Genomic DNA, 19,598 nt, shown 5'->3' on the forward strand with positions numbered 1-19,598 from the left:
GGACTGATAGCTGTCACCTCGGGGATCTGATACTGAATTCTCCTCAATAGCAGGGATTCAAAGGAAAGAATTGGTGCTGAAAACGAACCTTATGTCATCGCAGTGAGCTTCGCAACGTAGACGAGACTTAGCATATGGTCGTCGACGCTCAGTTCGTTGTCGTCGTTGGTCGCGGACTCGTCGATACCAAGCAGATAATCCGAGAGGTCGTCCTGCACGTCCTCTGTTATCCAGTCGATCGAACGATAGTAATCGAGCGCTTCGTCCGCCCCCTTATACCCGGAGTGCATCAGCAGGAACTCAAGCCACTCGAAGACCACGAACTCCGCAGCGTAGGTCTCGGGCAGTGCTTCGAGATAGGGCTTCTCGTGGGCGTCACCACCGAGGAACGGCAGCAGTTCACGGTACAGCCCGGAGCGGAACGAACTCCCCGCAAGCACCTCTTCATCGGCGTCGTCAAGCCCCATGTCAAGGTCCGTCGGGTCCGGGACGTCCTCGTCGCCCATCCCGTTGCCCCGCTGACGAGCCATCTTCCGTAACTCGTCGAGGTCGTAATCGCGCGGGTTGATGGTCATGATACTCACCCTTCAATCTACACAATGATAAATCTTGCACACCGTCAGACGGCCGTCATGCACACGCTCGCGGGCGTTTCCGTCTCGTCCGCGTTCCGTCCCCCAGTTGCGACGTTGATAATCGGGACCACATTTTTATAGTGACTCGGAGTCGACCTGTGGATACTTGGATGATGAACCGGCAATCAGAAACCGGTCCAGCCCGCTTCTGTGTGACCAACGCGAAAGGCGGGACCGGAAAGACGACAGTTGCTATCAACGTAGCCGGTGCACTGAACGACCGCGGCCGGGACGTCCTCTTTATCGACCTCGACCCCCAGGGCAACGCCACAGAAGGCGTCGGCCTCGTCGAGGCGTACGACGCCGACCCGCCGACGCTGTTCGACGCACTGACCGGCAACCCATCGGCGCTGGGTGAGCTTATCTGTGAGGGTGAGGAGATGGACGTGATCCCCTCCAGCATCGATATGCTTCAGGCCGAGCACGAACTGACCATCGCCGACCTCATCGCCCGGGCCAACACCAAGGGCGGGGATATCGACCAGGCCGCGCTGGCTTCGTTCGCTATCAACATCACGCCGGAGATGGTCACGGGGTCGCACGCGCTCGACACGCTCGACCGGGCGCTGTCGACGCTCGATGCCGACTACGACTACGTCATCATCGACTGCCCGCCGTTCTACGGGAAGCTGACCGACACCGGCATGTACGCCGCACAGAACGTGCTCATTCCCGCACTGACCGAAGCGACCTCCGAGCGAGCCATCGAACTGTTGATGGACCAGATGGCCGCGATGGAGCGCCAGACCGACGCGTCGATCAACACGCTCGGCGTCGTCGCCAACCGGGTCGAAACGACATCCGAAGACGAGACGATGCTCGAATGGTTTAACATGGCGTTCCCGGACAGCCCCGTCTGGGAGGTCCGCAAACGGGTAGCGCTGCAGCGCGCGTTCAGCGCTGGCCAGTCTATCTTCGCGACCGAGGAATCGTGTGATATGGCGGCTGTCTTCGAGGACATCGCCGCAGAACTCGACGAGCAGTTCGGCTTTACCGACACAGAGGTACCAGCATGAGTGACGACGAACGCATGGACAGGGCGGAGCGCATCCGACAGATGCGCGAGGGGAACAAGGCAGAAACTACCGACGACACCGAGGAGACGAACGAAGCCTCCGTGGATGGGTCCGGTGAGCAGCCCGACAACGAGGGCGAAAACGAGGTGACGGCAGACGAAGCCGCCGACGCGGAATCAGCAGCCGCCCAGGGCGATGACACACTTGACGAAGCGACTGCGACCGATGAACAGGTTGCCGACACTGATGCCGACGGCGCAGCCACTGACCACGGCGACACTGACGCGATGGCTGCCGCACAGCGGGCGGCCGAGGCCTCCGCACAGGTAACTCCCGAGAACGTCGACGCCGATGGTGCCGACCAGCCGACGGATGATCTTTCGGCGTCAGCCAGCCCGATGCAGGGACCGACCGGCGTCGAATTGCCGGACCAAGAACTCATCGAGGAGGCGATGGCGTCGGACAACACCGCCACGGCCGAGGGTGGTGCTCGCGCCGCGGCTATCGACGACGACGCGACCCAGACAGAAGAACTGGTCCGGGTGCTCGAATTCGCGCTCGGCGACGAGTACTACTGTCTCGACATCGACTACGTTGAGGAGATTGTCAAACGCGAGTCGGTCACCCGCGTTCCCAACACCGACGACTACGTCGAGGGCGTCGTTGACCTCCGGGGGCAGATTACGACGATCCTCAACCCCAAGGAGATGATGGATATCGAAAGCGACGGGTCGGAGAACCTCATCGTCGTCTTTGATGCAGGTGTGTTCGAGGAACAGGGCGCGATGGGCTGGATCGTCGATGAGGTCCGGCAGGTCGTGCCTGTCGCCGAATCCGAAGTGAACACCGCCCCAGTCGACGGCGATTACATCAACGGTGTCGTCGACCGCGACGGCGAAGACGAATTTGTCATCTGGATCGAACCCGACGACGTGCTTGGGAACGCAACCGCGGACGGCGAGGACTGACGCGCCGCTGTACTGTTTTTCCGGCTCAGTTGAAATCCTTAGTAACTGATACAAATGCCGTGCTGCATACAGGCAGAATATTCGGCAACGGATGGTGTCGTTTCACTTTCCGCTGTGATTTACCAGAACGAATGGGTAAATCTATTGATGTTCGTTTTCAGAGATTGTCTCATCCATCCTGCTGAATAGAGTGTAAAATAGTTGCTACCAGCACTGTGTTAATTGTCACAGTCTGATCGAACGACCACAGTCGGTGAGGCCCCCAAACCCACGCCAACCATCACGCAGTGCTTTATTACGTTATAGCGAAATTACATATCTATGCAAACACTTGATTCTCTGGTAACCCTCCTTATGTTGATTTTGCAGCTTCTTTTGTTTTTCATGCTACAGCTTGGGGTGATGGTGGCGATAACTGGCGGCATCGGACTGGCCGGGGGCGTACTGTCCGTTCCGGTGTTGTCCGTGCTCCCGGATGTCCGCCGCTTTCTCGTCCAGGCTTCCGGTGGCCGCCCGGACGACGGGACCCCGTCTTGGCGAGTGGTCCTTAGACCCCGATACCTACTCCTGTCGTTCGTGTTCGGTATTTTGTACGGATTAACATTTGTCGCGCTTCTTGGCCCGCTCATAAGGCTGGGGCTGTTCCCGGGCCGTGGCGAGCCGACTCTGTCACTCGCGCTCCTGCCGGCGGTGTTCGTCTTGGCGAGCACGCTGTTCGCCTACGGAGTCCATCGATACTCGTCGGCGTGGACCGGAACAGCCTCAAGGCGGTCTGTGCTGGCCCAGTGGATGGTCTTTCTCAGCGTCGTCGTTACTGTCGGGACCGGTAGTGCATACGTAGCCGCCCTCGCAGAGCTGTAGCGTGATTCTGTTCGTACCACGATTATTCTAGTCCATCCGTAATCGACTCACGCCCGCTATACAGCGCGGCCGCGAAAACCGATCATCGGTTGCGGGTTTCACCAAGTTCGTGTTTCCGGTATTTCTACTCGCTTTCCGTCTCGTCCGTGTCGAGGTCCAGTTCCTCGCTAACGAGATCGACCGCGTTCTGGACGGCACCCACCGTTCCAAGATAGCCCGCACCGACAGTCGTCTTGAGCGCCAGCGCGGCCTTGCCAGTGAGGACAGAGGGGCCGACCTTCGCCACGGCGTTGTCGCCGACAGAAACGAGCCAACCTGGCACGTTGAACTGATACTGCGTCAGTCGGGGCTGGAACTCGCCGTGGCTACCCTGTGACTGCTCGATGAGTGTCCCGATGTTGTCAGCGGCGACGCGGGCCTCGCGGATGGCCGCCGCTGCGCTTGCTGGCACAGCCTCGCCGTCGCTGTCGACGACCCGAGCGGCATCGCCGACAGCGAACGTCGACTCGCCGAGTCGGAGGTCCGCCCGCACTACGGGCCGTTCGGCGTCGAGCGCCGGCGACCCCTCGATACCGCCGGTCCAGACGAACTGGTCCATCGCCAGGTCCGAGCCGTCCTCAAGCGTAATGGCGTCGGCATCGGCTTCGGCCACCCCGGTTCCGGTCCTGACTGTCACGCCGGCGTCGACCAGCGCGTCGTGGACCGCCAACTGGAACGACGCCGGGAACGCCGGCGCGATAGTGTCTTCCTGTTCGAGCAGGAGGACCTCGATATCACTGTCCTCGCGCATCTCGGCCAGTTCACCGGCCACCTGCACACCGGACAGGCCAGCACCGCCGACAACCACACGGTCGCCGTCACTGAGTTCGTGGAACCGCTCGCGGATCTCGTGAGCGTCGTCGAGGCGCTTCAATGGCGTTGCATGCTCGCGCACCCCCGAGAGATCGTAGAACGCCGTCTGCGCGCCAAGACACACCGCGCCCACGTCGTAGGACAGGGTTTCCGACCCGTCCAGGGTCGCCACGCCGGCATCCGGGTCGACATCCGTGACCCTCGCCTGTCGGACCTCACAATCGAGAACGGCGTCGAGGTCGACGGTGATCTCGTCGGCCAGTGACGGCCGCCGGACGACCCGGTGGAGTTCGTGCTGGACGAGGTGCTCTGTCTGTTCGTCGACGACGATCAGCGAGACGCTGTCGGGGAGGGTCTGTTCGAGTTTCCTGGCGAGCGTGAGTCCGGCATATCCGGCTCCGAGAACGGCGACGCGCATTGTGTCTGACCCTTGGTGCGAGACTGGGTTAACTCTGTGTTCGCGAGCCGCAGTCAGATGCGACCAAGTGCCGCTTCAGGGACCGGGAACACGAGCCCGTACACGATGCGATAGCCGATGAGACCGACACATGCTCCGACGGCTACGTCATTGATCCACTGAATACTCGAATCGTACAACAGACTCAGCCCGACAACACCCAGCAAAACAGTACCAAAAAGCACCAACAGTGTTAGTTCCTTCTGTGGTAGCGCGTTCCACGCACTGTACACCGACTCTGGGAATTCCTGGCGTTCGGAGAGATACCCGAATCCCGCAATTGCCAGCCCTGCAACAGCGATGACCGCCCAGTCCAGTGGAGACGCCGTCCCAAGCGTCACTGCTGTATCAAGAACGAAGAGAAGATTGCCGAACCCGATAGCGAAGTGGAAGGCGATGAGCCGATGTGCAGACGTCACAGCTGACCGTTGTTTGTGACAGCACAAAATAACGTCCACCCAGAGCGGAGGTGACTGCCCGAATGTGTCCGGAGTGTTTCGACAGTGGGTTCAGAACAGCGCCTTGTCCTCATCGAGGATCTGTGCGGGGCCACCGACATCCCAGACGCGGGTGTCGACGCCGCAGTCGGCGACCGTCTCTTCGACGCGGCCGACGTACTCCTCGGTCGTATTGATGTAGACACTCGCGCCGGTATCAACTGAGAAGTACACCGGCACGTCCTCGGCGTTCCGGAGCTCTCGGACCGCGTTGAATATCTCGATGGTTCGCGGTTGCCAGTACACCCAGCCGGCGGGGCCGGTCATCGTCGCGGCGGCCAGCGACAGGGAGTCCTTTTCCGCGAGGTCGAAGACGGCGTCGAAATCGCCGTCGTACAGCGCGTCGCGCATGTCCGAAATCTGGCCGTGGATGTGGGCCATCCGCGACTCGAACATGTGGCTCTCCGCGGCCTCCTTGTGCGCTTCCTCAGTTTCCTTATATGATGGGACCATCCCGGCGACGATGCGCAGGTCGTCTTCGAGGTCCGTCTCAATGCGCTCGCTCCGGCAGTCCCTGTCGTTCATCCCGGTCCGGAGGTGGGAGAACGCACCCGTCACCGCGCGCGCGGCCGAGGAGGAGCCGCGGCGTGCGACGGTCGAGATTTCGGGTCGCGTCATGTCGAGACCTGCCGCCTCAACGAGGGCCATCGCCGCGGCGGCAAAGCCCGATGATGAGGAGCCAAACCCGATGTTCGTCGGGAAGTTGTTCGCCGACTCGAGGCGGACGCCATGGTCGATACCAGCGAGGTCGCGGACATGGTCCACGACGGCATCGATACGTTCGGCCCCGCGGCCAGTGACCGTTTCGCCGTCGATGACGTACACGTCTTCCTCGCGGTCCGGGTCGAAGGCGGCCGTCGTCTTCGAGTGGCTCGGTGCGGTACAGACGGAGATACTGTCGTGGTATGGCAGTCGCAGTTCCTCGTCGCGCATCCCGTGGTACTTGACCAGCCCCTGAATCGGATATGCCTTCGCGGTCGCTTTCATACCTCACCCTTCCGGGCCGGTCACTTTGCTATTGCGAACCGCCGTCGCTAGCGTGGCGTCGAGGTTCGGATGATTCACTGCGGAAAAAAGCCCCGAAGCGTCAGTAATCGGGGTTCTCCTCGCGGACGCCCTCGCGCTTGTTGACGAGGCGGGCGAGCGTAAACAGGGCGTCCGAGAGCCGGTTCAGGTAGATGATGGCCGTCTCGTTGACACCGGCCTCCTCGGCGGCGAAGGAGACACAGCGGCGTTCGGCGCGGCGACAAACGGCGCGAGCGTGGTGCAGTTTCGCCCCCGGCTCCGACCCTGATGGGAGGATGAACGATTCGAGCGGGTCCAGTTCCGAATCGGCCTCGTCGATGAGGTCTTCGAGCGTCTCGACGTGGGACTCCTGTATCCGCGGATCGCCCTCCTCTGGGCTGGGATTGGCGAAGTCAGCCTGAACGATGTGGAGGTGGTTCTGGATGACGCGGAGCTTCTCGTCGATATCGTCGTGACCGGTCGGCCTGACGACGCCGACCAGCGCGTTCACTTCGTCGACGGTCCCGTAGGCCTCGATACGGCGGCTGTCCTTCGAGACCCGCTCCATATTCCGGAGGTCTGTCTGGCCCTGGTCACCGCGGCCGGTATAGATAGTCATAGCTCAATCTGGCACTGCCAGCGTCTTATAGCCGTGGGCGAATCCTTTGGGAGCGCGGGCGGCCGAGCCCCGTGGCGACCGTGGACCGCTGGCACCGCGTTCAGATTCGGCGGTGGACTTCCGAGAGCGCGGCCGGTGAGATATCCAGTTCGGCAAACAGCGCCTCGCGGTCGTCGTCCTCGCCGTGGCCGGCGACGAAGCCGTTGAGCCGGGCGGCAACCATCGAATCGACGAACGCGTCGCCGTAGGTGTCTTCGAGTTCGTCGGCAACCACCGGCGTCGAGCGGAGTTCATACTTCTGGTGGTAGTCTTCCGCCAGATAGAACTGGTCGAGAGATTCGATGGCCGTCTCGACGGTCTTCCCTGTCTGGGATTCAAGATCGTCTCGTGCCCGCCGGGCGGTCTCGCGTTGCTGGTCGTCGTGTGCCAACACCACGCCGCGGTACTGGCGCTTCAGGGGCGCGGAGAACGGTGCATGGTTTGCCCAGAACACGTCCAGCAGCGCTTCGTAGCTTACCACGTCGGGGTCGTACTCGACCTGCACGACCTCGGTGTGGTCGCCCAGTGAGTAGTAGCTCGGGTCCGGTTCAGTTCCGCCGGCGTAGCCGACTCGCGTCCTGACCACGCCCGGTGTCGCGCCGAACTGCGCGTCCGGGCCCCAGAAACAGCCCATACCGAACGTCGCCGTTGCTGTCGCCGACGGCGGCGGGGCCTCGGCATCGACAGCCAGTGCTGTGGGATGGGTCGGTTCGTACGCACTCGGAGTCATACTGGACGACAGGGGTTCGAGCGGTTTGCCTGCTTCGACGCCCCGCGTGGAACCGGGAAATTCAACTGTACCCCTGTGGAAACTACTCGGTATGAGCCTCGAACTCGAACACTACTGTCCTGAATGCGAAGAGTACCGCGACTTCTGGAAGGTCGCAAGCACGACGATGCATCTGGGGACCAAGGTCAAGTGGCACTGCCCGGAGTGTGACTACGGGTTCGTCCGAATCAACGGCGAAGTCGACACCGGGCAGGCGGCATAGCTCTCCGGAGCGGTATAGAGACCTCTTAGCAGCCGTTTTACACTATCCCCGAGAGATATCTACTACCGATGAGCCTCAACCCGGACGGTGCAGGGAGCGCGACCACCGAACAGGCGCAGGCCCCGCACGAGCTGTCGATGACCGTGGTTGAGTACACCGGTGAACCAGACCGCTGTACCGTGTCACCGCGGGGGCTCTCCGGCGTTGCCAAGCTATCGACGTGGATTACCGTCGACAAGCGGGTCGTGGTCGATTTAGATGCGATGCGGTGACCGAGAGTTTTTACCGGGGAACCACGGATATAGAGCCGATGAGTATCGAGGTCCTACTGGTAGACGAGGACGTAGACGTTCTGGAAATCGTCGGGACGTTTCTGGGACAGGAAGACGAGTTCGAGATAACGACCGAGGCTGACCCAGAAGCGGCACTGGACCTGGCAACTGACGGCGATTTCGACGCCGTCGTCAGTGACTACAAGATGCCCCGGCTTGACGGGATGGAGCTGTGTGCCGCGCTCCGGGAGAACAACGTTGACATCCCGTTCCTGCTGTTTACAGCCCGCGAGCACGATGATGTCGCAGATGCCGCCACAGAGCACGGCGTCACTGCTGTGGTCCAGAAAGGGACGGGCACGGAGCAGTACAGCGTGCTCGCCGACCGGATTCGCGACACTATCTAGACGTCTATCCGGGGCAGTTCCAGCGTGACGACCGCCCCGCCGTCCGGACCGCTACCAAAGTCCACCGTGCCGCCGTAGGTTTCAGCTACCCAGACGACCAGCCACAGGCCAAGTCCGGTCCCGTGGCGCAGTTGCGTAATCGGCTCATCACCAGTCACAACGTCAAGTTCGTGCTGTGGAATCCCAGGGCCGTCGTCGGCGACAGTGATCGTGACAGTCCGCTGGTCCGCCCCCACATCGATGCGGACCGACGGGTCATCGCCAGTGTGTTCGAGACTGTTTTCCAGAAGCTCGCCGAGAATCCGGTGCAATCGCCCGTCGCCCGCTGTAACTGACGTATCCGGAAGGTCTGTTTCGATTTCACCGGCGTACTCGTCGCGATACGAGGACACGATATCCGTAACGGTCGCAGGCACGTCGACTGGGTCCGTGCCGAACTGTTCGCGACGAACGGAACGCTCCATGTCACGTGCGCGCTCGCTCAGCGACGCCATCTCCTCTGCCTTTCGCTGGAGCCGATGGAGAATGGAGCGGCGGTCTGGGTCGTCGATTCGCTCATCCAGCGCGTCAGCCATGCCGAGGACGACAGTCAGGTCGTTCCGGAGGTTGTGCCGGAGGACGCGGTTAAGCAGTTTCAGCCGTCGCTCGCGCTCGCGCTGTTCAGTGATGTCGGTGTAGATACCGAACCCGCGGACGCTATCACCGTCTTGACTATACGGCACGCCCCGGAAGAGGAAGTCACGGAACCCCGTCTCGGTCATCAGTCGGAGTTCAGTCTGGAAGGGATCGCCGTCTGCCTGCCCGTCGTCGAACTGGGGTAGCTCCTCGTGCGCAGTGTCCGGTGGGCGGAGGAGGTCGGACAGAGGACTGTCGACAGCGGTGTTCTGTCCGTATCCGAACACGTCGGAAAAGGCGGGGTTGACTGACCTGACGACCGACTCGCCCGCAACTGTCTCGGTCTCGATAACGGCGTCCGGGAGCGTGTTAAACAGATACGAGAACCGGTCACGCTCATCCTCCAGCTCTGCTCGCGCCTGCTTGAGTTCAGTCAGGTCTCGGACGACGCCGACGGTGCCGCGGAACTGGTCTGCGTCGATCAGCGACACCTCGATTTCTGCCGGACGCTTCTCGCCGTGTGCCGTTTCCAGCGCTGTTTCGAGCTGGACCGCTCCGGTTCCGCCCTGTTGACAGAGGTCGCCGATACGACAGGTAAACTCGTCAATCGCGTCCTGGTCGAGAACAATGCGCGGGTGCTGGCCCAGAAGCGTCGCCCGCTCGTAGCCGAGCCACTCTGCGAGCGGTTCGGTGACTAGCTGGAACCGGCCGTCGTCGTCGAGGACGTACATCATATCACGGACATTCTCGACCACTGATTCGTACCGGAGCAGGCTCCGTTCACGCTCGACACGGTCGAACGCGGCGGCTGCATTGGACGCGAGAATCTTCCCAACGGAGACGTCCGATTCGGTGAACTCGTGTCCCTGTTGCGCAGCGATGCTCACGACCCCATGGTCACCCATCGGGAGATACATCGCCGCTGTGAGAACGTCGGAGTCGTAGTTGCCGACCCGCTCGAACTCGTTGACGACCAGCGGATCGCCGCGCTGGAACGCGTCGCCGGGAAACCCGTCGTCGGCGTCGTACACCGGACGTTCCGGGACTTTGTCGCTGGCGGCGGCGGGTCGGAGCGTGTCCGTCTCCTCGTCGTACAACCGCACGAGCGCGTGGTCGAACCCGAGGTCCGACCGGGTCGCCTCGATGACCGTTTCGGCGACCTCCTGGGGCGTCTGTGCCTGCATGAGCGACCGGGTTGTGTCCAGCAGTCCGGACAGCGCCTCGTCGCGCCGTTTCTGCTCCGTGACATCCCGGATGACGCCTGCGGTCCCGGCGAATCGCTGGTCGTCGTCGTACAGCAGCGTCATGTGGTCCTGTGCGGGGAACGAACCTCCCGACGCCTGCTGGATCTCCAGTTCGAACGTCTCCTTGTCGTCGCGGTCCTCGAATATCATCTCCTGAACGATGGATTCGGCGCGCTCGACGACATCGTCGGCCTTGATAAAGCCGGTGTACGATCCCAGCAGCTCAGCCTCAGAGTGGCCCGTCAGGTCGGTCATCGCCTGATTGACGAACTGGAAGTTCCCTTCGGAATCGAGGGCGTACACGCCGTCGTCGACCGCCTCGATGATGTTCTCGTACCGCTCAAGTTCGTCCTCACGGTGGCGGCGTTCGAGTTCGTGGTTGACCCACTCCACGAGCAGTTTCATGAACGCCTCCTCGCTCTCAGAAAATGACTCCGACCGGGCCTGTTCGTCGCCGAAACAGAGTGTCCCGTAGGGCTCGCCGTCGACCGTAATGAGGCCACCGGCGTAGCACGCGACGCCGCTTTTCCGGTACACGTCCGCCGCATGTCCGCCCTCGGCGGTGGCATCGGTAATTGCATAGAGGTCCCCAGAGTCGAGCACCCGTTGGCAGTAGGTGTCCTCAAGCGGCGTCTGCGTCCCGGATTCGAGGGGGCTGTCCCCGGTGACCGTCTGGATTTCGTGGACTCCGTCTTCGATACGGCTCAGGTAGCCAAACGCCATATCGAGTCGGTCCAGCCCGATTTCGATGACCCGACCGACGGTTTCGGCCTCGCTGAGTCCGTTCCCGGTGGCGAGCTGTGTCAGCTCCTGGAGCGAGTCGTTGTTGGCACGCAGCGTCCGTTCGCGCTCCTTGCGCTCCGTGATATCCGTGGCGATAGCGACGAGGCGCGGGGACTGTGCGTCGCGTTCCTCGATGACCCCGCTCGTCCTGAGCCACCGCGTCTCCCCGTTGACATCGGTACGGAACTCGGCGTCGACCCGTTCATCGCTCTCCGACACCCGCTCGAACGCCGCTTCGAGCGACTGGCGATCGTCGGGGTGGACGTACGCGTAGAACGCCGAGACGGTGCCTTCGAAGGCCGTCGGCGTCGTCCCGAAGAGTTCCGCGGTCGCTTCGTCCCAGACCATCTCATTGGTTTCCAGATTCCACTCATAGACGCCGGTGTCCGTTCCGTCCAGCGCCAGGTCGAGTCGCCGGTTCGTCTCTTCGAGGGCCCGCTCGCGCTCTTTCCGATCGGAGATGTCCCTGAGAACGCCCGTACAGAACCACTGCCCGTTTCGCTCGAAATCGCCGAACGACACCGCGACGGTCAGTTGGTCCCCGGCAGCGGTCACGAGCGGGAGTTCGAGGTAGTCCCAGTCGACGTTCCGGTCGCTGGTCCGGAGGTAGCGATCCAACCCCTCGAAGTGGGAGCTTCGCAGGTGTTCGGGGATCACTTTCGCAAAGTCGTCACCAACCAGTTCTCCGCGGTCGTAGCCTGTCAGCTCGGCGGCCTCGTCGTTGGCGTACACGACCTCGCTGTCGGCGTCGATTGTGACGACAGCGTCAGAGATACTGCCGGCGATGGCGTCAAAAGAGTCGGCGAGTTCCGGCGGGAGCCGCGTCGGCCGGTCATCGGTAGCAGCCGGTCGGCCGCTCTCGTCGCCGCGGCCTGTCGGTTCGTGCCCCTGCGCCACGATGTCGTACACTCGATCCGCCAGCGACACGTCGCTACGAGGGACGTACTCGGTTACGTCAAGTCGTGTCGCGCGAGCGGCGACCGTCCCGTCTGGCTCGGCTGTGCAGAGCACGACCGGGAGCGCGTCGTACTGCTCACGTATCGCCGCTAACACCTCTAGACCGGTTTCCGTTCCCGGCAGGTGCTGTTCACAGATGACGGCATCGTAGGTGTGCTCGGCCAGTTTCGATAGCGCGTCCGTCACGGTGGTGACTGCCGTGACTGAGACCGGTGCGTCAGATATAGCTGTGTCCGCGTCTTCGTCGGCGGGGCCTACGTACAACAAATGCGGCATCTCGGACATAGCGTTCCGTTGTAACTGCTATACGACGGGGTGGCATATACGCTCGGGCGGGAGTATCAAATGTCGAAACGAGCGGCTATGTGTCGTCGAGCGCCTGCCAGGAGAGCCGCGGGTTCCGGGCCGCAGTCGTCTGGTCGATGCGTTTCGCCGCCGGACGCGACGGCGCGTCAGCCAGTTCGGTGTCCGAATCACTGGCAACGGCGTTGAACGCGGCCGCAAGCTGGTCCAGCGAGCGCTTGGTCTCTCCTTCCGTGGGCTCGGTCATCAGTGCCTCGTCGACGATTTCGGGCCACTTCGTCGTCGGCGGATGGACGCCGTAATCGAGCATCCGCTTGGCCGCATCGGCGGCGTCCTGCTCGCCCGCGCTGGCAACGAACTCGTGGTGGAACGGGCCAAAGGGAATCTCGTATTCGATCTGCTCTGCGAGGTAGTTCGCGTTTAGCACAGCCTTCGCGCTGGCGTCGCGGAGTCCCTCATCACCCAATCTGGCGATGTACGCGAATGTCTTGAGCAGTACCGGCCAGTTGCCATAGAAGCCATGTACCTTCCCGATGGAGTGGTCCGGCTCGTAGTGTTCGTAGTTGCCGCCGCGCTCCCTGACGTGTGGGTTCGGGAGGAACTGGGCCAGTTCTTCACGGACGCCGACCGGGCCGGCACCGGGGCCACCGCCGCCGTGCGGCGTCGCGAACGTCTTGTGGACGTTGTAGTGCATCACGTCGAAGCCCATGTCGCCGGGGCGAGCGCGCCCGAGCAAGGCGTTGAGGTTCGCGCCGTCGTAGTACAGCAGGCCGCCGGCGTCATGGACGATGTCGGCGACGTGCTCGATGTCGCGCTCGAACAGCCCCAGCGTGTTGGGGTTCGTGAGCATCAGCGCGGCCGTGTCGTCGCCGACAGCCGCCTCCAGCGCCTCAATGTCGACGCGGCCGTCGTCGCCACTTGGTAGCTCCACGACCTCGTAGCCGGCCATCGCCGCCGTCGCGAAGTTCGTGCCGTGGGCCGAGTCTGGGATAATGACCTCCGAGCGCTCGTCGTCGTTGTGTTCGTGGTAGGCCTTCGCTATCTGGATGCCGGTGAACTCACCGGCCGCGCCGGCGGGTGGCTGCAGCGTCACGGCGTCCATGCCGCCGATGCGGCCCAGATAGTCCTGTAGCCGGTGACACAGCGCCAGCGTCCCCTGGACCGTCGAATCGGGGCGGTCCGGGTGGATTGCCGCGTCTGCCCGTGCGGCTACGTCTTCGGTGAAGGAAGGGTTGTACTTCATCGTACACGAGCCAAGCGGGAACGGCCCGCTCTCAACGCCGTAGTTCATCTGCGAGAGGCGCGTGTAGTGCCGGGCCAGTTCGGGTTCGCCCGGGTCCGGCAGTGAGAGGCTGTCCCGCGTCAGGTCATCAGGCAGTGGCGAGTCCTCGATGTCGACCGTTTTGCTCGCTTTCTCCGAGAGCAGCGGTTCGTACAGCTCGTCACCCTCGTCGCTCCAGCGTGCCTGGTCGTATTTCACGCCAGACACCCCCGTGTCGAGCGTGACGCTCGTGGGACGTGGTTTGTCCCACGGTGTTTCGCCGAACGCAGTGAGGCGAGTGTCATTTCGCTACCTCCCGGAATGCCGCCACGAACTCGTCTGTGGCGTCAGCAGTGGTCTCGGTCGCACACACCTGTACCAGATGGTCGTCGACTGCGTGGACCGCGAAGCCCTCAGCCGCGAGATCGGCAACGATGGCGCTTGCGGGCTGGTCCGTGCGGGCGAGGAACTCCCGGAAGTGGTGGCGGCCGTGAATCGGCGCTTTCACGCCGACAATGTCGTCGAGGCGGCCAGCCAAGTCACGGGCGCGGGTTACACAGTCCTCTGCGAGGTCGACCAGCCCGTCCGGGCCGAGCCACGCGGCGTGCATTGCGGTCCGGAGCGCGACCCACGCCTGGTTCGTGCAGATGTTTGAGGTAGCCCGCTCCTTGCGGATGTGCTGCTCCCGCGTCTGGAGCGTCAGCGTGTACGCGCGACGGTCGTCGGCGTCTTCGCTGGCCCCAACCAGCCGACCGGGGACCTGCCGCAAGTACTCCTCGCGGGTGACGAACATCCCTAGTCCGAAGCCGTACGCCGTTCCGGTCCCCAGCGATGCGGCGTCGCCGACAACCACGTCGGCTCCAACATCGGCCGGGCGCTCCAGCAGGGACAGCGCTATCGGGTCCGAGCCGAGGCAAAACAGCGCCTCGTGGTCGTGTGCCAGATCGCCGATTGCGCCGAGCCGTTCCTCGATGACGCCACGAACTGTCGGCGACTCGGCGTACACCATCGCGGTGTCGTCGCCGATTTGGTCGGACAGCGCCGGCACGTCGACGACGCCGTCAGTCATCGGGTATGACTCGACCGTGAGGTCCGGTCCGTCGGCATAGTTCGCCAGCACGGCGCGCTTGCCCTCCCGGAGGTGTTCGGGAACTAGAATCCGATCGCCGGACACCGAGCGGACGCGCTGGGACAGCGTCGCCGCCTCGCCCAGCGCCGCCGCGTCATCGTACATCGAGCAGTTGGCGACGCCCAGTCCCGTGAGCTCCACCAGCATCGACTGGAACTCAAAGAGGGCCTGCAGGAACCCCTGTGCGACCTCGGGCTGGTACTGCGTGTAGGAGGTCAGGAACTCCGACCGGCTTGCGAGGTCGTCGACAACGCTCGGGACGTAATGGTCGTAGTGGCCACGACCGAGGAACTCGGTGAGGTCGGCGTTGCGGCCCAGAAGGCCGGCGACTTCCCGGCGCGCTGCCCGCTCGCTCCGGGCGTCGATACCGAACTCGCCGTCGAAGGCGACGGACTCGGGCACGTCGAACAGCGACTCGAGGTCGTCGGCTCCGACCGCGTCAAGCATCGCCGCGGTTTCTGCGGCCGTCTGCGGTGCGTACGGACTGCCTGTCGCATGTGAGTTACTGTTACTCATTTGAGAAACACCCAGTAGCGCCGGGGTGACATGATATCGACAGCTAGCGACCGTGCCCACATTAGGTTACTCCTTTCACCCCTGTAGGGGACCGCTGCCACTGGGAGTTACTCGATCTGGTCGCGATACGCGTCGGGTGAGAGCAGGTCATTAGTTTCGCTCTCGTCATCGACCTCGACCGTGAGCATCCAGCCGTCACCGAACGGGTCTTCGTTCAGCAGTTCCGGCTCGTCGCGGAGCCGGTCGTTGACTGCCGTGACAGTCCCGGAGACGGGGGCGTACACATCGGATACAGCCTTGATGGACTCCACCACGCCGAAGTCCTCACCAGCGGTCAGCTCCGCCCCTTCCTCGGGCAGTTCGACGAACACCACGTCGCCGAGTTCATCCTGTGCGAACGCCGTGATGCCGACCTTGGCGGTGTCTCCGGCGACGCGTACCCATTCGTGTGACTCCAGATATCGCAGGTCGTCGGGAACGTCGAAGCTCATCTATCGAGGAATGGCGTGCTCCTGGTACGTGCTTTCTTCGGTTCACCGCGGACGACAACGCGGACGGACTCGTCCGGTTCGGCGTACGCCGCCGGGACGTAGGCGAGGGCAATCGGCGATCCCAGTGTCGGACTCATCGTTCCGCTGGTGATGTGGCCGATCGGCTCCCCCGCTGGCGTTGTCACGTCGTACCCGTGGCGCGGGACGCCACGGTCGAGGAGTTCGATGCCGATGAGCTTCTCTTCGGGACCGTCCGCGGCGACGCCTTCCAGCGCGTCCCGACCGACGAAATCCGTATCGAGCGCGACCGTCCAGCCGATGCCGGCCTCGTGGGGCGTTCTGGGCTCGTCAACCGGGTGGAATTCCTGGCCGGAGAGCAGAAAGCCCATTTCTAGACGGAGCGTGTCGCGCGCGCCGAGACCGCAGGGCTGGCACTCAAGCGCGCTCCAGATCGCCTCAGCACCGTTGGGCGGGCAGAGGATTTCGAAGCCGGGTTCGCCCGTGTAGCCCGTCCGAGCGATTAGCGAGTCAACGCCGGCGACAGCCCCGTCAGCCACGTTGAACCGAGACAGATCAGCGAGCGAGACATCTGTCTCGGCCGACAGCAGGTCCGGGGCCTCTGGCCCCTGGACAGCGATCATCGCGTACTCCTCAGTGCGGTTTGTCACTGTCGCGTCGAGTTCTCGTTCATCCCGCTCAGAGAGCCACCGCTCGGTCATCTCCCCGTCGTGCCCGGCGTTCGGGATGAACAGGAACTCATCGGCTGCGCCTTCCGGCAGTCGATAGACGACGGTGTCATCTAGCATAATCCCGTCTTCGTCTGTGATGGCCCCGTACTGGGCCTCGCCCGGGTCCAGCACGGTCACGTCGTTGGTGGTCAGCCGCTGTGTCAGCGTCGCCGCGTCCGGCCCGGCCACGGTTATCTGTCCCATGTGCGAAACGTCGAACTTCCCGGCTTCGCTCCGAACTGCCTCGTGTTCTGTACGGATCGACTCGAATTCGACTGGCATCTCCCACCCGCCGAAATCGGTGAACGAAGCGTCTGCTCGTTTGTGAGCCCCGGAAAGCGGTGGTGCCCGCAGTGTCATACGCGGACCTCTCGTACCGCGTGGTCTTACCGTTTGGCCCTCCACCGCCCGCAGGCCACCAATAAATCATATACCGCGATATCAAATCGGCGATTGCGGTAGATGGGACGACAAGACTGGGACCGAAAATTAGCTGTCGGCCGTCGTTACTCACTTCGCGCCAGCGGGAACACGAGTTCGACTCCCGTTCCGCCGTCAAGATTCTCGTCAATAGTCACGGACCCACCGAGGCGTCGGACAAGCCACGTAACCGCCCACAACCCGAGCCCACGGCTGTGTGCCACTGGCCCCTCAATCTCCGAAGCCAAGACATTGCGTTCCATATCCGGGATAGCGGACCCATCGGTATCGACCCTGACTGTCACGTGGCCCGTCGGCGTCTCTTCGGCCGTAAGCTTGACTGTTGGGTCGGGCAGGTCGCTGTATTCCAGCGCGTTTTCGACAAGGATCTCCAGTATCAGGTCGATAGCCATCCTGTCACCCGACACCACCGCATCAGTGGGCGCTGCCTCAATGGTCGCCTTGGAATGTTGCTCTGTGAGGGCATCCCGGATATCACTGAGCAGTTGCTGGAGATGGACTGTCCCGCTTCGAAGGTCTCGTTCGATGACCCGGTCGAACGTCCGTGCTCGCTCGGCTAACGAGTCGAGTTCTTTCGAGGCGTTTTCGATTCTGTCGATGTGTCCGCTGGCAGCGTCAACGGAGAAGTCAGGCGAGTCGAGTTCTTTTTTGAGGAGTCTCGAATTACCCCGTATCACCGTCAGCTTGTTCCGGATGTTGTGCCGGAGAATTCGACTCATGACCATGAGCCGCTGCTCTCGCTCTTTGTCCTGAGTGATGTCGCGAACGATGCCTCGTAGTTTCGGTGTTCCGTCCCGGACAGTTTTTTCAGCCCGGAGTCGGAACCAGCGCTCGGTTTCGTCAGCGGTCTGACGGCGTGCTTCCAGTTCCATCGGTTCGCCGGTTTCACGACAGGTCTCAATAGCATCGCGAAGTGCCGCTCTATCGTTGGGGTGGTACTGCTCAAGGGCCTCCTCAAGTGTCGGATTGTACTCTGGCATTCCGTAAAGGCGCTTCATCCCGGCAGTGCCCTCTATCAGACCCGTTTCCAGATCGAGTTCCCACCCACCAACGTCGGCCAGGGTTTCGGTCCCGACGAGCCACTCCAGCTGTTCCTCTCGCTGTTTCAATCTCGTTGCGTCATCCAGACCAACGACGACGCGCTCAACGGTCCCGTCATCACCTAGGATGGGCGCGGCATTGCTCGAAAGCCACCGCTCATTCCCGTCAGCGAGTTCTATCCAGTGCTCGAACCCAAACACAGGCTCACCCGATTCGAGCACCCGCGTAACCGGGTGTTCTGAGTCGGGAATCGGCGTCCCGTCTTCGTAGTATATGTCCCACACCGGCTGGTTGTATCGTCTTTGGGTGATTTTATCTCGTTCAAGACCGAGTAGCTCCTCGGCACGATCATTAGCCAGCGAGATTCTGCCAGATCGTTCGACGACGACGATACCGACTGGACTAACCTCAAACACCCGCTCAAGGAGGGCCTGCTTTTCTCGCCGCCGCTTACGCTGTGTGATATCCTCCGCCAGCCATAGCACGCGCCCAACGCTATCACCGCCGACCGGCGTGACACGGGCCTCGAAGTATCGCTTTCCATGCTCGAGCGATAGCTGATACTCAATGTGCTGCTGCTCACCTGTTTCTAAAACGTCCTCGATAGTCGTGTAGAACTGGTCTGCCTGTGCTGTAGAGAAAATATCCCAGAGATCAGTTCCCAGTAGTGCTTCCGGATCTTTGAAAAATAATTCCCCGTTGTGAGCATTATCGATGACATCAACAAAGACACCGTTGGCGTCTAGAACGATAGCCGGATCGGAAATTATCTCACAAAGCCCGTTTAGCACGTCTTGATCGTGTAGAGATTCTTTGCTCATGTGTCAAATCCTATGCTTGTTGCTGGCCGACTCCGCATGGAAATGCGTCCGTAGTGTGTGGGAGGTATCATCCTAAGTTTTGCGCCATGCTATTCTATATAGCGGTGAAAGGTTTACAGGCCGAAGCGGCACGCATAAGCGGCCCGGGCGGGGAAAGGGGCGCATGAAGCTGCTTCGTCGGATATTCGAGGAGAAAGACTCGCAGCAGCGCGTCGGACTGTTCGTCGACGGCCCAAACGTGCTCAGGTCTGAGTTCGATGTCGATTTAGACGAGGTCCGGGATATTGCGGCTGAGTACGGCCCGCTGGCAGTCACTCGCCTCTACGTCGACCAGAACGCCTCGCCGGGACTCATCCAGGCCGCCGAGGCTCGCGGGTTCGAGGTTCGAACCACCAGCGGTGACGTTGATGTCCGACTTGCTGTTGACGCGACAGACGCCGCCGTCGCTGGCCAGATAGACGTGCTGGCCGTCGCCTCGCGGGATACGGATTTCAAGCCGGCGCTGGAAGTAGCCGCACGGGAAGGGATTAGAACGGTCGCCATCGCGCCGGGAGAGTACGGTCGCTCTGACGCGTTACGCAACGCGGCTGAAGACGCAGTAACGCTCTAAGGATCAGCCCATGACGGCAACTGTTTTTTCTGCCAGTA

The 19,598-nt window shown here is 62.2% G+C and carries 19 protein-coding genes; 7 read left to right on the plus strand and 12 right to left on the minus strand.

The genetic code is table 11. From position 1 onward, the window contains the following. Nucleotides 1-89 precede the first annotated feature (89 nt). On the minus strand, nucleotides 90-575 hold the full coding sequence (locus tag RBH20_RS09520) for a FlaD/FlaE family flagellar protein (RefSeq protein WP_058994980.1): 486 nt from the start codon (nucleotides 573-575) through the stop codon (nucleotides 90-92). A gap of 170 nt (nucleotides 576-745) precedes the next feature. Here RBH20_RS09520 and RBH20_RS09525 point away from each other — a divergent pair, with 170 nt between their 5' ends. From RBH20_RS09525 to RBH20_RS09535, 3 genes are all read left to right on the plus strand, one after another. Beyond that, entirely contained in the window at nucleotides 746-1,651 is a 906-nt protein-coding gene (locus RBH20_RS09525) for a ParA family protein (RefSeq protein ID WP_306710410.1), read from the plus strand. Beyond that, nucleotides 1,648-2,619 (plus strand): chemotaxis protein CheW, encoded by a 972-nt coding sequence (locus RBH20_RS09530; protein ID WP_306707967.1) that lies wholly within the window; start codon nucleotides 1,648-1,650, stop codon nucleotides 2,617-2,619. Before RBH20_RS09525 ends, RBH20_RS09530 begins: the two co-directional genes overlap by 4 nt. Before the next feature lie 384 nt (nucleotides 2,620-3,003). After that, the gene (locus tag RBH20_RS09535) at nucleotides 3,004-3,480 is read left to right on the plus strand and encodes a hypothetical protein (protein WP_306707969.1); all 477 of its coding nucleotides are present in this window, start codon (nucleotides 3,004-3,006) and stop codon (nucleotides 3,478-3,480) included. A 124-nt stretch (nucleotides 3,481-3,604) separates the two neighbouring features. Here the strand turns inward: RBH20_RS09535 and RBH20_RS09540 are convergent, their stop codons facing one another. From RBH20_RS09540 to msrA, 5 genes are all read right to left on the minus strand, one after another. Beyond that, the gene (locus RBH20_RS09540) at nucleotides 3,605-4,750 is read right to left on the minus strand and encodes an NAD(P)/FAD-dependent oxidoreductase (RefSeq protein ID WP_306707971.1); all 1,146 of its coding nucleotides are present in this window, start codon (nucleotides 4,748-4,750) and stop codon (nucleotides 3,605-3,607) included. 53 nt (nucleotides 4,751-4,803) lie between these two features. Then, nucleotides 4,804-5,208: a hypothetical protein gene (locus tag RBH20_RS09545; RefSeq protein ID WP_306707973.1), complete on the minus strand. Its 405-nt coding sequence runs from the start codon at nucleotides 5,206-5,208 to the stop codon at nucleotides 4,804-4,806. Between the two features lie 90 nt (nucleotides 5,209-5,298). Continuing rightward, the gene (mvaD, locus tag RBH20_RS09550) at nucleotides 5,299-6,273 is read right to left on the minus strand and encodes a phosphomevalonate decarboxylase MvaD (RefSeq protein WP_306707975.1); all 975 of its coding nucleotides are present in this window, start codon (nucleotides 6,271-6,273) and stop codon (nucleotides 5,299-5,301) included. A 100-nt stretch (nucleotides 6,274-6,373) separates the two neighbouring features. Continuing rightward, the gene (locus RBH20_RS09555; protein ID WP_306707977.1) at nucleotides 6,374-6,910 is read right to left on the minus strand and encodes a cob(I)yrinic acid a,c-diamide adenosyltransferase; all 537 of its coding nucleotides are present in this window, start codon (nucleotides 6,908-6,910) and stop codon (nucleotides 6,374-6,376) included. 100 nt (nucleotides 6,911-7,010) lie between these two features. Next, a complete protein-coding gene (msrA, locus tag RBH20_RS09560; protein WP_306707979.1) occupies nucleotides 7,011-7,679 on the minus strand; it encodes a peptide-methionine (S)-S-oxide reductase MsrA in 669 nt (222 codons plus the stop codon). A 91-nt stretch (nucleotides 7,680-7,770) separates the two neighbouring features. Between msrA and RBH20_RS09565 the strand changes: the two genes are divergently transcribed. The 3 genes from RBH20_RS09565 (at nucleotide 7,771) to RBH20_RS09575 (ending at nucleotide 8,620) form a co-directional block, all read left to right on the plus strand. Continuing rightward, the gene (locus RBH20_RS09565) at nucleotides 7,771-7,941 is read left to right on the plus strand and encodes a hypothetical protein (protein WP_004518162.1); all 171 of its coding nucleotides are present in this window, start codon (nucleotides 7,771-7,773) and stop codon (nucleotides 7,939-7,941) included. A gap of 68 nt (nucleotides 7,942-8,009) precedes the next feature. Further along, entirely contained in the window at nucleotides 8,010-8,213 is a 204-nt protein-coding gene (locus RBH20_RS09570; protein ID WP_306707983.1) for a hypothetical protein, read from the plus strand. A gap of 38 nt (nucleotides 8,214-8,251) precedes the next feature. Next, complete coding sequence (locus tag RBH20_RS09575) at nucleotides 8,252-8,620, plus strand: response regulator (RefSeq protein WP_306707985.1); 369 nt, start codon at nucleotides 8,252-8,254, stop codon at nucleotides 8,618-8,620. Here the strand turns inward: RBH20_RS09575 and RBH20_RS09580 are convergent. From RBH20_RS09580 to RBH20_RS09605, 6 genes are all read right to left on the minus strand, one after another. Further along, nucleotides 8,617-12,504 carry a PAS domain S-box protein gene (locus tag RBH20_RS09580; RefSeq protein WP_306707987.1) on the minus strand — a complete coding sequence of 1,296 codons (3,888 nt, stop codon included), beginning with the start codon at nucleotides 12,502-12,504 and terminating at the stop codon, nucleotides 8,617-8,619. The genes RBH20_RS09575 and RBH20_RS09580 overlap by 4 nt on opposite strands. A gap of 76 nt (nucleotides 12,505-12,580) precedes the next feature. Continuing rightward, complete coding sequence (gene gcvPB / locus RBH20_RS09585) at nucleotides 12,581-14,002, minus strand: aminomethyl-transferring glycine dehydrogenase subunit GcvPB (protein WP_306707989.1); 1,422 nt, start codon at nucleotides 14,000-14,002, stop codon at nucleotides 12,581-12,583. 82 nt (nucleotides 14,003-14,084) lie between these two features. Continuing rightward, nucleotides 14,085-15,428: an aminomethyl-transferring glycine dehydrogenase subunit GcvPA gene (gene gcvPA, locus RBH20_RS09590; protein WP_306707991.1), complete on the minus strand. Its 1,344-nt coding sequence runs from the start codon at nucleotides 15,426-15,428 to the stop codon at nucleotides 14,085-14,087. Nucleotides 15,429-15,535: 107 nt separating this feature from the next. Then, nucleotides 15,536-15,919 carry a glycine cleavage system protein GcvH gene (gcvH, locus tag RBH20_RS09595; RefSeq protein ID WP_306707993.1) on the minus strand — a complete coding sequence of 128 codons (384 nt, stop codon included), beginning with the start codon at nucleotides 15,917-15,919 and terminating at the stop codon, nucleotides 15,536-15,538. Then, entirely contained in the window at nucleotides 15,916-17,007 is a 1,092-nt protein-coding gene (gene gcvT / locus RBH20_RS09600) for a glycine cleavage system aminomethyltransferase GcvT (protein ID WP_306707995.1), read from the minus strand. The genes gcvH and gcvT overlap by 4 nt, the downstream gene beginning before the upstream one ends. A 146-nt stretch (nucleotides 17,008-17,153) precedes the next feature. Further along, a complete protein-coding gene (locus RBH20_RS09605) occupies nucleotides 17,154-18,950 on the minus strand; it encodes a PAS domain-containing sensor histidine kinase (protein WP_306707997.1) in 1,797 nt (598 codons plus the stop codon). Between the two features lie 163 nt (nucleotides 18,951-19,113). Between RBH20_RS09605 and RBH20_RS09610 the strand changes: the two genes are divergently transcribed. Beyond that, nucleotides 19,114-19,560: an NYN domain-containing protein gene (locus RBH20_RS09610; RefSeq protein ID WP_306707999.1), complete on the plus strand. Its 447-nt coding sequence runs from the start codon at nucleotides 19,114-19,116 to the stop codon at nucleotides 19,558-19,560. Nucleotides 19,561-19,598: the final 38 nt, after the last annotated feature.

Source organism: Haloarcula sp. H-GB4, from assembly GCF_030848575.1.
Classification (GTDB): Archaea; Halobacteriota; Halobacteria; order Halobacteriales; family Haloarculaceae; genus Haloarcula.

Coding starts and splice junctions, on each gene's coding strand:
- RBH20_RS09520 (WP_058994980.1), bottom strand. CDS start 575: ATGACCATCAACCCGCGCGATTACGACCTCGACGAGTTACGGAAGATG.
- RBH20_RS09525 (WP_306710410.1), top strand. CDS start 746: ATGATGAACCGGCAATCAGAAACCGGTCCAGCCCGCTTCTGTGTGACC.
- RBH20_RS09530 (WP_306707967.1), top strand. CDS start 1,648: ATGAGTGACGACGAACGCATGGACAGGGCGGAGCGCATCCGACAGATG.
- RBH20_RS09535 (WP_306707969.1), top strand. CDS start 3,004: ATGCTACAGCTTGGGGTGATGGTGGCGATAACTGGCGGCATCGGACTG.
- RBH20_RS09540 (WP_306707971.1), bottom strand. CDS start 4,750: ATGCGCGTCGCCGTTCTCGGAGCCGGATATGCCGGACTCACGCTCGCC.
- mvaD (WP_306707975.1), bottom strand. CDS start 6,273: ATGAAAGCGACCGCGAAGGCATATCCGATTCAGGGGCTGGTCAAGTAC.
- RBH20_RS09555 (WP_306707977.1), bottom strand. CDS start 6,910: ATGACTATCTATACCGGCCGCGGTGACCAGGGCCAGACAGACCTCCGG.
- msrA (WP_306707979.1), bottom strand. CDS start 7,679: ATGACTCCGAGTGCGTACGAACCGACCCATCCCACAGCACTGGCTGTC.
- RBH20_RS09565 (WP_004518162.1), top strand. CDS start 7,771: ATGAGCCTCGAACTCGAACACTACTGTCCTGAATGCGAAGAGTACCGC.
- RBH20_RS09570 (WP_306707983.1), top strand. CDS start 8,010: ATGAGCCTCAACCCGGACGGTGCAGGGAGCGCGACCACCGAACAGGCG.
- RBH20_RS09575 (WP_306707985.1), top strand. CDS start 8,252: ATGAGTATCGAGGTCCTACTGGTAGACGAGGACGTAGACGTTCTGGAA.
- RBH20_RS09580 (WP_306707987.1), bottom strand. CDS start 12,504: ATGTCCGAGATGCCGCATTTGTTGTACGTAGGCCCCGCCGACGAAGAC.
- gcvPA (WP_306707991.1), bottom strand. CDS start 15,428: ATGAGTAACAGTAACTCACATGCGACAGGCAGTCCGTACGCACCGCAG.
- gcvH (WP_306707993.1), bottom strand. CDS start 15,919: ATGAGCTTCGACGTTCCCGACGACCTGCGATATCTGGAGTCACACGAA.
- gcvT (WP_306707995.1), bottom strand. CDS start 17,007: ATGACACTGCGGGCACCACCGCTTTCCGGGGCTCACAAACGAGCAGAC.
- RBH20_RS09605 (WP_306707997.1), bottom strand. CDS start 18,950: ATGAGCAAAGAATCTCTACACGATCAAGACGTGCTAAACGGGCTTTGT.
- RBH20_RS09610 (WP_306707999.1), top strand. CDS start 19,114: ATGAAGCTGCTTCGTCGGATATTCGAGGAGAAAGACTCGCAGCAGCGC.